Raw genomic sequence first — 12,074 nt, forward strand, 5'->3', positions numbered from 1 at the left:
CTTCCACGGCGACGCGGCAGGATGGCGGGATGAGCGGATCGCGGCGATGACCGGCCCCACCAGCGCGGGACTCCTCCTGCACCGGCTGCGGAACGGCGAGCGCGAGGTGTTCCTCGGCCGGATGGGCGGCCCGCTGTGGACCCGCCGGCCACGCGCCTGGTCGATCCCGAAGGGGCTGCACACGCCCGAGGAGGCACCGCTCGACGCCGCCCGGCGCGAGTTCGAGGAGGAGATCGGCGTCCCGGCCCCGGCGCTCGACTACGCCCTGCTCGGCTCGTACCGCCAGCGCTCCGGGAAGACCGTGACCGTCTTCGCCGCAGAGTGCCCCGACGAGATCGCGTTCGTCGCCAGCAACACCTTCGAGCTCGAGTGGCCGCGCGGCTCCGGAGTCGTCCGCGCCTACCCCGAGATCGAGAGGGCGGAGTGGCTCCCGATCGACCGGGCGCGCGAGGAGGTCACGGCCGGTCAGGTCGCCGCGCTCGACGACCTCGAGCGCTCCGTCTCGGCGGAGCAGCGGCCCGCTCAGTAGTCGAGCACGTCCAACGGCATCGCCAGGTCGTCGTCCGTCGCCATCGGCACCGGGCGGCTGAGCCGGCGGGCCCGGTCGAGCAGGTCCGCGACCAGCGCCTCGTCGACGACCTCGACCGCGTCCTCGGGCTCGTCCTCGACGAGCATCTGGCTCGACGGGCCGAGCAGCAGCCGGGCCGCGAGCACGTCCCCTCCGCGGCGGACGGGGATCTCGACGGTGGCGGCGGTCGCCGTCGAGGCGAGCATCCGGGCGTACTCGAGCACCGCCGCGGCGATGTCGTCCCCGGTGAGGACGCTCCCCTCGGCGTAGTGGATGCGTCGCACGGCGGACTCCTTCTGCAGAGGAGCGGCCGGCTGCAGGAGAGCCCGGCCGGCTCCCTCCCCAGGGTGGCATGCGCTCCCCGGCGCGGCGCCGTCCGGGTGGAGATCCGCCGGGGGCTTTACTTCCGAGGTCCGCTCTCGTCCCGCTCGCGCTCGTCCCGCTCGCGCTCGTCCGCCGCGGAGTAGACCCGCAGCCCCAGCGGCACGACCCGCACGCTCGCCTCGTGGAAGCCCGACGGCTCGCCGTCGAACACCTCGCTCTCGCCGTCGTGCGCCCACTCCGGGTCGACACCGGCCGGCCGCCGCGCACCGACCACGACCTCGGGCGTGCTGGTCGACTCGACCACCGGAGCCCGCCAGCCGGGCACGCGCCCGACGAGCGGAGTCGCCCCCCGCCCGAGCGCGAGCGACACCGCCCCGCGCGTCCGCGGCGTCCGGCCCGAGTGCAGGACGCGGATGTCGAGGTGCCCGTCGTCCAGGCGGCGCCGGGCGAGCGGAGTCGCGGTGCGCGGGTGCTCCCGGTTCACCCCGACGAAGTACGACCAGACCAGCTCGGTGCGCCCGTCGCGCCGCAGCTCGAACGGATCGGTCGAGCGCACCACCTCGAAGGCGGCCAGGACGGCAGCGAGCGGCTTGCCGATCACCTTCTCGCGCTTCTCCCGCGCGGCGACGAACTCCGGGTACAGCCCGATCGACACCGTGTTCAGCACCGACACCGGCTCGGCGTCCCCGGCCGTCACCTCGGCCACGTCGACGTCCCGGCGCTCGCCGTGCGCCGCCGCCGCCAGCGCGTCCTCGATCGTGACCAGGCCCAGTGCCTTGGCGAAGTGGTTCATCGTCCCGCCGGGCAGCACCAGCAGCGTCATCCCCTCGGCCCGCGCGAGCCCGGCGCCGACCGCCATCGTGCCGTCGCCGCCGTAGACGCCCAGCACCTCGGGCGGAGCGTCGCCGGCGCGCGCCGCTCGCACGACCTCGCCCAGGTCCTCGCCGTCGGCGAGCCGGTGCACCCGCGCCGCCGGGAAGCGCTGCAGGATGAGCGGCTCCGGATCCGGCCGGTGGGAGTCGCGCCCGGCACTCGGGTTCAGCACCACCAGCAGCTGCGCCCCGTCGCCGAGCGGCCGCACGTCGACCGGCGGCCGGCTCGCCCGCTCCGAGACGGGGACGTGCCGCGGACGCGCCGGGACCAGCGCCTTCCCGAGGCCCGCGACGGCCGCTCCGAGCGTGGCTCCGCCGACCACGTCCGAGAGCCAGTGCACCCCGACGTGCAGGCGCGAGAAGGCGACGGCCGCGGCGAACGGCGCGACGGCCAGCCCGACGCGCGGGTTCTCCAGCGCGACCCCGGCGGCGAAGGCGGCGGCGCTCGCCGCGTGGCCGGAGGGGAAGCTGGGCGAGGTGGGCACGCGGGCGAGCCGGCGCCCCACCGGCACGTCGACGACGAGCGGTCGCACCCCGCCGAAGAGCTGCTTGCCGACGAGGTTCGCCGCGGCGCTCGCGACGGCCAGCGAGGCCGCTCCGCGCGCCGCCTCCCGGGGCCGCCCGGCGATCAGCAGCAGCGCACCCAGCCCGAACCAGAGCACGCCGTGATCGGCGGCCCGGGAGAGCCCGACGAGCGCGCCGTCCACGAGCGGCACCGGGCGGCGAGCGTTCAGCGTCCGGGCGGCGCGGGCGTCGGCCCGGCGGATCACCCGCGGCACCCCGAGGACGCGCCGGAGCAGGACGGACGGGGGTCGGGTTCCGCGCAGAGGCATGCCCTCAGGGTAGGAGGCGCCTCCGGGCGCCCCCTGAGCCCGCGTCGCTAGACCTCGCCGAAGCCCGACTCGACCAGCTCCGCGAGCCGGCCCACGGCCTCCTCCGCCTCGGGCCCGGTCGCCGAGATCGCGACCTCGTCGCCGCGGTCCAGCCCCAGCGACATCACGCCGAGCAGACTCGTCGCGTCCTTGCCGTTCACGTCGATCCGCGCGTCGAAGCGGGTCGCGAGCGTGACGAAGTCGGCCGCCGGGCGGGCGTGCAGCCCGTTCGGATTGACCAGCCGCACGGTCCGCCGGGTGCTCGGACTCCCGGCCGCCGCCGCGGTCGGCTGCTCGGCGAGGAGCGCGCCCCTCGCGGACTCGGCCGCCGCGAGCACGTCGGCCAGGGCGGCCCCGGTCCCGGCCGCGACCGCCGCCGCGATCGCGCCCTCCACGAGCGGAGCGTCCGCGATCCGCACCCGCTCCCGCGCCTCGTCGTCCAGGAACTCCACTGCGGTCTCGGCCGTCATGATCGCCGAGCCGAGGTCGCAGAGCACCACGGCGCCGTCCCCGGAGTCGGCCTCGGCCAGCGCCGCGGTGATCCGCTCGAAGCTCGTCCCGATGCCGCCGTCGTCCGTGCCGCCCGCGGCGATGAGGGCGACGTCCGGCGCCATCTGCGCCGCCAGCTCCGCCAGCCCCTCCGCCAGCCGCGCGCTGTGCGAGACGAGGACGAGCCCGACGCTCACGCCGCCGCCTCGGCCGCCGCGCGCAGCAGCAGGACGCTCGAGACGCTGCCCGGGTCGCGGTGCCCGACGGCCCGCTCGCCCAGATAGCTCGCCCGGCCCTTCCGCGCCACGAGCGGGTCGGTCGACTCCGCGCCGATCTGCGCCGCGTCCGCGGCTGCCGCGAGCACCGCCGACGGCGAGGCTCCGCCCTCAGCGGCACCCGCCGCCGCCTCGACCGCCGGGGTCCAGGCGTCGACCATCGTCTTGTCGCCGACCTCGGCCTTGCCGCGCAGCACGACGCCGTCGCGGGCCGCCGCCAGCAGAGCCGCGACCGTCGCACCGTCGAGCGACTCCTGCCCGGCGACCGCGCCGGACGCCTTGAGGAACGCGGTGCCGAAGAGCGGGCCGGAGGCGCCGCCCACCGTCGAGATCAGCGTGGTCGCCACCAGCTTGAGCACCTCGGCGGGCGTCGTCGGCTCGGGAGCCGCATCGAGCTTCGCCACCACGGCCTGGAAGCCGCGGTCCATGTTCTCGCCGTGGTCGCCGTCGCCGATCGCCCGGTCGAGCGTGATCAGCTCCACCCGGTGCTCCGAGACCGCCTGCGCCGCCCCGCGGACCCAGGCCACGGCCCATGCCGCGTCGAGCCCCTGCGGCCCCCGTCCGTCCTGCCCCGGTGCGTCCTGCACTGATCCGTCCTGCATCGGTCCGTCCTCTTCCCTGTGCCGCCTCTGCGGCCGTCGTGTCCTCGTCCTCGCGCGTCCCCGTCCGGGCCGCACGCCCGCCCCGTGCTCGGGCGGGCTCAGCGCCCCCAGCGCAGCGCCGCGGTCTGCACCGGCGCGTCCCAGAGCTCGGTCAGCGCCGCGTCGAGCTTCAGCAGCGTGATCGAGACGCCCTGCATCTCGAGCGAGGTGACGTAGCTGCCGACCAGGCTCCGCTGCACGGTGACGCCCTTCTCGGCGAGCACCTCCGCCGCGCGGCGGTAGACCAGGTAGAGCTCGATCTGCGGGGTGCCGCCGAGTCCGTTGACGAAGAGCAGCACCTCGTCGCCGGAGGAGAGGGGCAGGTCCTCGAGGATCGGAGCGAGCAGGCGGTCGACGATCCGGTCGGCCGGCTCGAGCGGGATCCGCTCTCGGCCGGGCTCCCCGTGGATGCCGATGCCGATCTCGATCTCGTCCTCGGCCAGCTCGAAGCTCGGCTCCCCCGCGTGCGGCACCGTGCACGGCCGCAGCGCGACGCCCATCGAGCGGACGTTCGCGACGACCGTCTCGGCGATCGCCGCCACCTCGTCCAGCGAGTCGCCGCGCTCGGCGGCAGCGCCGGCGATCTTCTCCACCATCACGGTCCCGGCCACGCCGCGCCGTCCGGCCGTGTAGAGGGAGTCCTTCACCGCCACGTCGTCATCGACGATCACCGAGCGGACCTCCACGCCCTCGGCGAGGGCCAGGTCGGCCGCGGTCTCGAAGTTCAGCACGTCGCCGGTGTAGTTCTTCACGATGTGCAGGACGCCCGCACCGCCGTCCACCGCCTGGGTCGCCGCCACGATCGGATCGGGGGTCGGCGAGGTGAAGACCGGCCCGGGCACCGCCGCATCCAGCATCCCGAACCCGACGAACCCCGCGTGCAGCGGCTCGTGCCCGCTGCCGCCGCCGCTGACGATGCCGACCTTCCCCTGCCGCGGCGCGTCGACGCGCACCACGAACAGCGGGTCCGGCTCGACCCGCACCAGATCGGCGTGCGCGAGGCCGAATCCGGCCACGGACTCCGCGACGACGTTCTTCGGGTCGTTGATGAGCTTCTTCATCGAGGTCTCCTCCAGGGCGCGCCGCACCGTCGCGGACAGCGGCTCCACGTTACGCCCGAGCACCGTCCCGGCACAGACTCCGTTCCGGGCGCGGGCGCCGGTCTCCGAGCGGGCTCAGCTCGAGCGCTGCGTCTCGTCGACCCACTGGTCGAGCTTCGCCGTCGCGGCACCGGAGTCGACCGCGTCCGCGGCGCGCTCGAGCGCCGAGCGGAAGCGGTCCAGGATCGCCGTGCGGATCAGCCCGGGGTCGCGCGCCAGATCGAAGGCGATCAGGCCCGCCGCCGCGTTCAGCAGCACGATGTCGCGCACCGGCCCCTCCTCGCCGGCCAGGACCGAGCGGACGACCTGCGCGTTGTACGCGGCGTCGCGCCCGCGGAGCTGGTCGATGCTGGCGCGGCGGATGCCGAGGTCGCGCGGGTCGAGGTCGTGCTCGACGACCGAGCCGCGCGAGACCTCCCAGATGTGGCTGTGCCCGGTGGTCGACAGCTCGTCGAGTCCGTCGTCCCCGCGGAAGACCAGCGCGGTCGCGCCCCGGGTCTGGAACACCCCGACGAAGAGCGGCACCCGGTCGAGGTGCGCCACGCCGACGGCGGAGGCCTCGGGGCGCGCCGGGTTGCAGAGCGGCCCGAGGAAGTTGAAGACGGTGGGCACGCCGAGCTCGGCCCGCACCGGGCCGGCGTGGCGGAAACCGGGGTGGAACATCGCCGCGAAGACGAAGGCGATGTTCGTCCGGCGGAACACCTCGGCCACCCGCTCGGCCGGCAGCGTCAGATCGACGCCCAGCGCCGCGAGCACGTCGGAGGACCCCGACGACGAGGACGCCGCGCGGTTGCCGTGCTTGATCAACGGAGTGCCGGCCGCCGCCGCGATGATCGACGCGGTGGAGGAGATGTTGACCGTGCCGAAGCGGTCCCCGCCGGTCCCGACGATGTCGAGGGCCATCGGATCCACGTCCAGCGGCACCGCGTGCTCGAGGATCGCGTCGCGGAAGCCGACGATCTCGTCGACCGTCTCGCCCTTGGCGCGCAGCGCGATCAGGAGGCCGGCGAGCTGCGCCGGCGTCGCCTCGCCCTGCATCACCCGCTCCATGGCCCAGGTCGCCTCCGACACCGAGAGATCGGAGGAGTCGAGGAGGGAGCCGAGAATGCGCGGCCAGGACAGGGTTTCCGACATGGCTCTCAGATTATGCGACGACGAAGGCCCTACGGGAAGTGCGAGTTCCCCCCCTTGCGATCGTCCATAATGGTCTGTGTGACGAGCACCTCTCTCTCCCCCACGGCCACCGTGCCCGCAGTGAACCGACCCAACCCGGTCGCGGTCGGAACGATCGTCTGGCTGGGCAGCGAGGTCATGTTCTTCGCGGGCCTGTTCGCGATCTACTTCACCCTCCGCAGCACCTCCCCGGAGCTGTGGTCGGCCGAGACCAGCATCCTGAACGTCCCCTACGCGAGCGTGAACACGGTGATCCTGGTCGCCTCGTCGTTCACCTGCCAGTTCGGCGTCTTCGCCGCTGAGCGCCTGCAGCCCCGCTCCACCGGGCTGAGCCCGTTCAAGTGGGGCATGGTCGAGTGGTTCTTCCTCACCTACGCCCTCGGCGCGGTCTTCGTCTGCGGTCAGGTCCTCGAGTACGCGACCCTCGTCTCCGAGGGCGTCACGCTCTCGAGCAACGCCTACGGCTCGGCCTTCTACCTCACGACCGGCTTCCACGCCCTGCACGTGACCGGCGGCCTCATCGCCTTCCTCCTCGTCATCGGCCGCGCCTTCGCCGTCAAGAACTTCGGCCACAAGGAGGCGACCAGCGCGATCGTCGTGTCCTACTACTGGCACTTCGTCGACGTCGTCTGGGTCGGCCTGTTCGTCGTCATCTACTTCCTGAAGTGAGGCCAGCCGCCTCCATGCCCCACCACACTCCCGAACCCCGCAGGAAGGTTGCCTCGATGGCCTCCCCGAAGACGAAGAGCCGCGCCAAGAAGGGTCGCCGTCACCCCCTGGCCACGCTGGCCCTGATCGCGATCGGCCTCGGCCTCACCGGCGGCACCTACGCGGCCGTCGGCGTCGCGACCTCCGCCTCCGCCGAGACGTCGGCCACCAGCCAGCAGACGATCGACGAGGGCTCGAAGCTCTTCGCCGCCAACTGCGCCACCTGCCACGGCCTCGACGCCGCGGGCACCGACAACGCCCCGTCGCTGATCGGCGTCGGCGCCGCCTCTGTCGACTTCCAGGTCGGCACCGGCCGCATGCCGATGCAGATGCACGGTCCGCAGGCCCTCGAGAAGCCGGTGCAGTTCACCGACGACCAGGTCGCCGAGCTGGCGGCGTACGTCGCCTCGCTGGCGCCCGGCCCCGCCATCCCCACCGGCGAGGTCCTCGACGCCCAGGGCGACTCGGCCAACGGCGCCGAGCTCTTCCGGATCAACTGCGCCATGTGCCACAACGTCGCCGGCGCCGGCGGCGCCCTCACGGAGGGCAAGTTCGCTCCCCCTCTGGGCGGCGTGACCGAGGCGCACATCTACGAGGCGATGGTCACCGGCCCGCAGAACATGCCGGTCTTCAACGACCTCAACATCTCGCCGGAAGACAAGCGCGACATCATCTCCTACCTCAAGTACATCGAGGCCAACCCTTCCCCGGGCGGATTCGCCCTGGGCTCCCTCGGCCCCGTCGCCGAAGGCCTCTTCCTCTGGATCTTCGGACTCGGTTCCATCGTCGCCCTGACGGTGTGGATCACCGCACGATCCAACTAGCAGACACCGGCGCCCTGGCGGGCGCTCGACCCCCCACGACGCCGAGCGGCGTCGACACGGCGTGAAAAGGAGAACCATGGCAGAGCACGATGAGGGTGGCACCGACCTCGCCACCTCGTCGGCCACCGGGCACGGGAGTGCTCCGGCCGGCACCGCGGTCGTGACGCGGGACCGCGTCCAGGACCCGGGCCTCCCGCCGCACCGTCCCCGGATGACCGACGTCGACCCCAAGGTCGCGAAGCGGGCCGAGCGCACGGTCTACACGCTCTTCTACCTCTCCTTCGCGGGCTCGATCTTCGCGGTGGCCGCCTACATGGCGTTCCCGATCACGGAGAGCATCGAGTCGGTCCGGCTGAACACCCTGTTCATCGGTCTGGGCATGTCGCTCGCCCTCCTGGCCATCGGCATCGCCGCGGTCCACTGGGGCAAGCAGCTCATGTCCGACCACGAGGGCATCGACATCCGCCACCCCGTCCGCAGCGCGGAGGACACCCGCGCCCGCGCGCTCGAGATCTTCGACCAGTCGGACAAGGAGTCCGGCTTCGGCCGGCGCTCGCTGATCCGCAACAGCCTCATCGCCTCGCTGGTCGTCTTCCCCCTGCCCGCCGTGATCCTGTTCCGTGGCCTCGGACCGCAGGACCAGAACCCCGTCGCCCTCCTCAAGACCACGATGTGGCGCGAGGGCACGCGGCTCACCCTGGACCCCTCCGGAGCGCCGATCCTCGCGTCGGACGTCACGCTGGGCTCCGCCTTCCACGTCATCCCCGAGGGACTCGACGAGGTCGAGGGCAAGCTGGAGGAGAAGGCCAAGGCCGCCGTCCTCCTGATGCGCCTGAAGCCCGAGGACCTCACCGTCAGCGAGGGTCGCGAGACCTGGAACTACGACGGCATCGTCGCCTACTCCAAGATCTGCACGCACGTCGGCTGCCCCGTGGCGCTGTACGAGCAGCAGACCCACCACCTCCTGTGCCCGTGCCACCAGTCGCAGTTCGACATCAAGCGCGAGGCCGAGGTCATCTTCGGTCCTGCGAAGCGCCCGCTTCCGCAGCTCCCCATCACCATCGACGCCGACGGATACCTGGTCGCCCGCAGCGACTTCACGGAGCCGGTCGGACCATCCTTCTGGGAGCGATGACACACATGTCCACCACCACACCCTCCCGCCCCGCGGCCTCGCCCGCGGAGCCCGGCGACGGCGTCATCCTCGGCAGCGGCAAGCTGCAGAAGGGATACGTCGGCAAGGCCTCCAACTACATCGACGAGCGCACGAGCATCTCGGCGGTCGTCAAGGAGTTCGGCCGCAAGATCTTCCCGGACCACTGGTCGTTCCTCCTCGGCGAGGTCGCGCTCTACAGCTTCGTGATCATCCTGCTCTCGGGCACCTTCCTCACGTTCTTCTACCAGGCCTCGATGGTCGAGACGCACTACGAGGGCAGCTACCTGCCGCTCAAGGGCATCGAGATGTCCGCGGCGATGGCCTCGTCGCTCGACATCTCGTTCGACATCCGCGGCGGCCTGCTGATGCGCCAGATCCACCACTGGGCGGCTCTGCTGTTCGTGGCCTCGATCGGCCTGCACATGCTGCGCATCTTCTTCACCGGTGCGTTCCGCAAGCCGCGCGAGATCAACTGGGTCATCGGCTTCGTCCTCTTCATCCTCGCGATGGCCGAGGGCTTCACCGGCTACTCCCTCCCCGACGACCTGCTCTCGGGCAACGGTCTCCGCATCATCGACGGCATGGTCAAGGGCATCCCGATCGTCGGCACCTGGGTCTCGTTCCTCCTCTTCGGCGGCGAGTTCCCGGGCACCGACATCGTCGGCCGCCTCTACACCCTGCACATCCTGCTGCTGCCGGCGCTGGTGCTCGCCTTCATCGCCCTGCACCTCGTCTTCGTGGTCGTGCACAAGCACACCCAGTTCCCCGGTGCGGGCAAGACCGAGCAGAACGTCGTCGGCTACCCGGTGCTGCCGGTCTACGCCGCCAAGGCCGGTGGATTCTTCTTCATCGTCTTCGGCGTCGTCGTCCTCATCGCCTCGCTGTTCACGATCAACCCGATCTGGAACTACGGCCCGTACGACCCGTCGCCCGTCTCCGCCGGCACCCAGCCGGACTGGTACATCGGCTTCGCGGACGGCGCGCTGCGTCTGGTCCCGCCGGGACTCGAGTGGGCCATCCCGGGCCTCGGCACGATCTCGTTCAACATCCTCCTGCCGCTCTCGGTGGTCGGTCTGTTCATCGTCGTGGTGCTGCTGTACCCGTTCCTCGAGGCCTGGATCACCGGTGACAAGCGCGAGCACCACCTGCTCGACCGCCCGCGCAACGCCGCGACCCGCACCGCGATCGGTGCCGCCGGAGTCACGTTCTACGCCGTCCTCTGGGCCGCGGCGTCCTCCGACATCATCGCGACGCACTTCCACCTCACGATGGAGGGCGTGATCCACGCCCTGCAGTTCCTCCTCTTCGCAGGCCCGGTCATCGCGTACTTCGTCACGAAGCGCATCTGCCTCGCCCTGCAGAAGAAGGACCGCGAGATCGCTCTGCACGGCTTCGAGTCCGGCCGCATCGTCCGCCTCCCCGGCGGCGAGTTCATCGAGGTGCACCAGCAGATCGACGCCTACGAGCGCTGGAAGCTGGTCGGCCAGGAGGAGTACGAGCCCCTCATGATCCGTCCGGACTCCCGCGGCCGCATCACCGCCCCGCAGCGCGTCCGCGCCGGCCTCTCCCGCTGGTTCTTCGAGGACCGGATCACCCCCGTCACCCAGAAGGAGCTCGAGAGCTCGCACAGCGAGCACTGACCCGCTCCCCCGAAGGGCCCGGACGCACAGCGTCCGGGCCCTTCGTCGTCCCCGCGCCGCCCGACCAGCCCGTGCAGGGCACGGAGCCCCACTGACGACGGCGCCCGCCGGCAGCGGAGCCGTGCTGATCGAACGACGCCAGCGCGCGCGATCGTGCTGATCGGATGACGCCAGCCCGAGGGACCATGCTGATCGAGTCACGCGAACGCGCACATTCATGCTGATCGAGCAGCCCGCGAAGCGGGCGTATCGAGATCCACCAGCGTCGGAACGAGAGTCTGCAGACCCGCCCTGCTGAGGACCCCTGGTCTCGATGCGCCCCTGCGGGGCTGCTCGACCAGCAGCGAGTGGCGCGGCTCCTCCCCCACTCACCATGGGGAGGCGACGCGGGACCGCCGCTCGGCGGCTCGGACGGCGTCCGCCCGGCGGGACCCGTGCTGATCGACTAGCGCCCTCAGGGCGCGTATCGAGATCCACCCACGTCAGAAGACGCCGTGCGCAGACCTGCACTGCCGAGTGGCCCGAGTCTCGATACGCCCCTGCGGAGCGACTCGACCACCATGTCAGCGTGCCTCTGTCGAACGCCCTTGTCGGTGTGGAGTCGATGATGCTGATCGAGTAGCCCGCGAAGCGGGCGTCTCGAGATCCACCACTCTCCGGACAGGAGCCTGCAGACCCGCCCTGCTGAGGACGCCTGGTGTCGATACGCCCCTGCGGGACTGCTCGACCAGCAGGAAGGGAGCTCTGCCCTTCCGGATCCCCCGGAACGGACGCACGCCGCCGGCTGACGCCCGTCACGGCTCCGCTCGCACCCCAGCGGCGGCGTGAGTGGACTCGGAGCGGCCTCAGGGGGGCTCGTCAGAGTCCGTTTCGCGTCCGTTCGACAGCCCGACGCTCCGAGGAAGGCCGCAGACGCCCGCGCCCGCCCTGCGGGCTCCTTCGCCCCACGAGAAAGGGCCGGGTGCCGGAGGTGGAGACCTCCTGCACCCGGCCCTCACGGCCGTGCTGCTCGCCTAGCGGGCGAAGTAGCCGCGGTAGTACTCGTACACCCAGCCGGCGATCGCGACCAGGAAGAGGCCGACCGCGATGTAGGTGATCCAGAAGCCGACCGCGAGGCCGAGGAAGGCCAGCGCGGCGGAGCCGCCGAGGATCAGCGGCCACCAGCTCCACGGGCTGAAGAAGCCCAGCTCGGGGTCGCCGTCGTCGATGTCGGCGTCGAGGCGGTCCTCGGGCAGCTCGGCGCCCTGGGCCTTGTGCACCCGGCCGACGTAGAAGGCGATGAACCCGCCCAGCACCGACGAGAGCGCGATGCCCACGGTGCCGACCCACTCGATCTGACCGGTGTCGATCAGGGACCAGAGGATGTAGGTGACGTCCGCGAGGAGGAAGAACCCGGCGAGGAGCCAGAACAGATTGACGTTGGCGCGCATGG

The 12,074-nt window shown here is 72.1% G+C and carries 12 protein-coding genes; 5 read left to right on the forward strand and 7 right to left on the reverse strand.

Annotation, left to right across the window (positions count from 1 at the left end; all coding sequences use genetic code 11):
• The first annotated feature begins 46 nt into the window (after positions 1-46).
• Entirely contained in the window at positions 47-529 is a 483-nt protein-coding gene (locus tag HRK28_RS18205) for an NUDIX domain-containing protein (RefSeq protein WP_160089948.1), read from the forward strand.
• Here HRK28_RS18205 and HRK28_RS18210 read toward each other — a convergent pair.
• From HRK28_RS18210 to trpD, 6 genes are all read right to left on the reverse strand, one after another.
• Positions 523-852 (reverse strand): hypothetical protein, encoded by a 330-nt coding sequence (locus HRK28_RS18210; protein WP_160089950.1) that lies wholly within the window; start codon positions 850-852, stop codon positions 523-525. The two genes, HRK28_RS18205 and HRK28_RS18210, sit on opposite strands and share 7 nt — an antisense overlap.
• A 116-nt stretch (positions 853-968) precedes the next feature.
• Positions 969-2,597, reverse strand: coding sequence for a bifunctional phosphatase PAP2/diacylglycerol kinase family protein (locus tag HRK28_RS18215; protein ID WP_173252601.1), 1,629 nt, complete (start codon positions 2,595-2,597; stop codon positions 969-971).
• Positions 2,598-2,644: 47 nt separating this feature from the next.
• Entirely contained in the window at positions 2,645-3,322 is a 678-nt protein-coding gene (dhaM, locus tag HRK28_RS18220; RefSeq protein ID WP_160089954.1) for a dihydroxyacetone kinase phosphoryl donor subunit DhaM, read from the reverse strand.
• Positions 3,319-4,002 (reverse strand): dihydroxyacetone kinase subunit DhaL, encoded by a 684-nt coding sequence (dhaL, locus tag HRK28_RS18225; RefSeq protein ID WP_173252602.1) that lies wholly within the window; start codon positions 4,000-4,002, stop codon positions 3,319-3,321. The genes dhaM and dhaL overlap by 4 nt, the downstream gene beginning before the upstream one ends.
• Before the next feature lie 98 nt (positions 4,003-4,100).
• On the reverse strand, positions 4,101-5,102 hold the full coding sequence (gene dhaK / locus HRK28_RS18230) for a dihydroxyacetone kinase subunit DhaK (protein WP_173252603.1): 1,002 nt from the start codon (positions 5,100-5,102) through the stop codon (positions 4,101-4,103).
• A gap of 114 nt (positions 5,103-5,216) precedes the next feature.
• Positions 5,217-6,275, reverse strand: a complete 1,059-nt coding sequence (gene trpD, locus HRK28_RS18235) for an anthranilate phosphoribosyltransferase (RefSeq protein ID WP_173252604.1) — start codon at positions 6,273-6,275, stop codon at positions 5,217-5,219.
• Positions 6,276-6,344: 69 nt separating this feature from the next.
• Here trpD and HRK28_RS18240 point away from each other — a divergent pair, with 69 nt between their 5' ends.
• The 4 genes from HRK28_RS18240 to HRK28_RS18255 all read left to right on the forward strand — a co-directional run bounded on the left by HRK28_RS18240 (position 6,345) and on the right by HRK28_RS18255 (position 10,642).
• Positions 6,345-6,983 (forward strand): heme-copper oxidase subunit III, encoded by a 639-nt coding sequence (locus tag HRK28_RS18240; protein WP_123446158.1) that lies wholly within the window; start codon positions 6,345-6,347, stop codon positions 6,981-6,983.
• A 56-nt stretch (positions 6,984-7,039) separates the two neighbouring features.
• Entirely contained in the window at positions 7,040-7,846 is an 807-nt protein-coding gene (locus HRK28_RS18245) for a c-type cytochrome (RefSeq protein WP_123446157.1), read from the forward strand.
• A 76-nt stretch (positions 7,847-7,922) separates the two neighbouring features.
• Positions 7,923-8,981: a ubiquinol-cytochrome c reductase iron-sulfur subunit gene (locus HRK28_RS18250; protein WP_160089961.1), complete on the forward strand. Its 1,059-nt coding sequence runs from the start codon at positions 7,923-7,925 to the stop codon at positions 8,979-8,981.
• A 5-nt stretch (positions 8,982-8,986) separates the two neighbouring features.
• Positions 8,987-10,642, forward strand: a complete 1,656-nt coding sequence (locus tag HRK28_RS18255; RefSeq protein ID WP_160089963.1) for a cytochrome bc complex cytochrome b subunit — start codon at positions 8,987-8,989, stop codon at positions 10,640-10,642.
• Positions 10,643-11,655: 1,013 nt separating this feature from the next.
• Here HRK28_RS18255 and HRK28_RS18260 read toward each other — a convergent pair.
• Positions 11,656-12,072 carry a cytochrome c oxidase subunit 4 gene (locus HRK28_RS18260; protein WP_160089965.1) on the reverse strand — a complete coding sequence of 139 codons (417 nt, stop codon included), beginning with the start codon at positions 12,070-12,072 and terminating at the stop codon, positions 11,656-11,658.
• Positions 12,073-12,074 lie beyond the last annotated feature (2 nt).

The organism is Rathayibacter sp. VKM Ac-2835, from assembly GCF_013266705.1.
Lineage (GTDB): Bacteria > Actinomycetota > Actinomycetes > Actinomycetales > Microbacteriaceae > Rathayibacter.

Bases quoted from the DNA above. Each gene is read 5' to 3' on its own strand.
- HRK28_RS18240 (WP_123446158.1), top strand. From the start codon at position 6,345: ATGGTCTGTGTGACGAGCACCTCTCTCTCCCCCACGGCCACCGTGCCC.
- trpD (WP_173252604.1), bottom strand. From the start codon at position 6,275: ATGTCGGAAACCCTGTCCTGGCCGCGCATTCTCGGCTCCCTCCTCGAC.
- HRK28_RS18260 (WP_160089965.1), bottom strand. From the start codon at position 12,072: ATGCGCGCCAACGTCAATCTGTTCTGGCTCCTCGCCGGGTTCTTCCTC.
- HRK28_RS18255 (WP_160089963.1), top strand. From the start codon at position 8,987: ATGTCCACCACCACACCCTCCCGCCCCGCGGCCTCGCCCGCGGAGCCC.
- HRK28_RS18245 (WP_123446157.1), top strand. From the start codon at position 7,040: ATGGCCTCCCCGAAGACGAAGAGCCGCGCCAAGAAGGGTCGCCGTCAC.
- HRK28_RS18205 (WP_160089948.1), top strand. From the start codon at position 47: ATGACCGGCCCCACCAGCGCGGGACTCCTCCTGCACCGGCTGCGGAAC.
- HRK28_RS18215 (WP_173252601.1), bottom strand. From the start codon at position 2,597: ATGCCTCTGCGCGGAACCCGACCCCCGTCCGTCCTGCTCCGGCGCGTC.
- HRK28_RS18250 (WP_160089961.1), top strand. From the start codon at position 7,923: ATGGCAGAGCACGATGAGGGTGGCACCGACCTCGCCACCTCGTCGGCC.
- dhaL (WP_173252602.1), bottom strand. From the start codon at position 4,002: ATGCAGGACGGATCAGTGCAGGACGCACCGGGGCAGGACGGACGGGGG.
- dhaK (WP_173252603.1), bottom strand. From the start codon at position 5,102: ATGAAGAAGCTCATCAACGACCCGAAGAACGTCGTCGCGGAGTCCGTG.